This window comes from Dyadobacter sp. OTU695 (assembly GCF_038440355.1).
Classification (GTDB): Bacteria; Bacteroidota; Bacteroidia; order Cytophagales; family Spirosomataceae; genus Dyadobacter.
The window spans coordinates 1-365 of the sequence record NZ_JASATN010000096.1 but is presented as its reverse complement, the minus strand read 5'-3'; the positions used below and the strand labels follow the sequence as shown (position 1 = coordinate 365).

Here is a 365-nt window from a genome sequence, read left to right as displayed (position 1 = left end):
GCATACACCTCGCTGGCAAACTCCTCGGCGGTAGTGGCGGTCGTCGTTGACTCATCCCGCTTCTGGTAGTTCATATAACCCGTGCTGATCGCCGTGCCCATTTCAATTAGGTTGGAGACGAAATCGGGCGAAAAGCCATTGCCGAGAAATACCTCTCTGACCTTCTCCACCGGCACCTGAACGTAGGCCAGATCCGGTTTGCCGATTGCATTACCTACAATGCTCGTCAGCTCCGCATAGGTATAATCCCGCGGGCCCATGACGGCTTGTACGCTTTTGCCCCTGAAATCGAGGTTAGCCAGATGGCCGGCTGCCACCTGCGCCACATCGCGCGTGGCCACCATCGGAATGGCATGGTTACCGGC

1 pseudogene is annotated in these 365 nt (G+C 57.3%); it reads right to left on the bottom strand.

Annotated features, from left to right (window positions below):
* A pseudogene (locus AAHB90_RS32605) lies at positions 1-365 on the bottom strand (hypothetical protein); the annotation flags it as partial.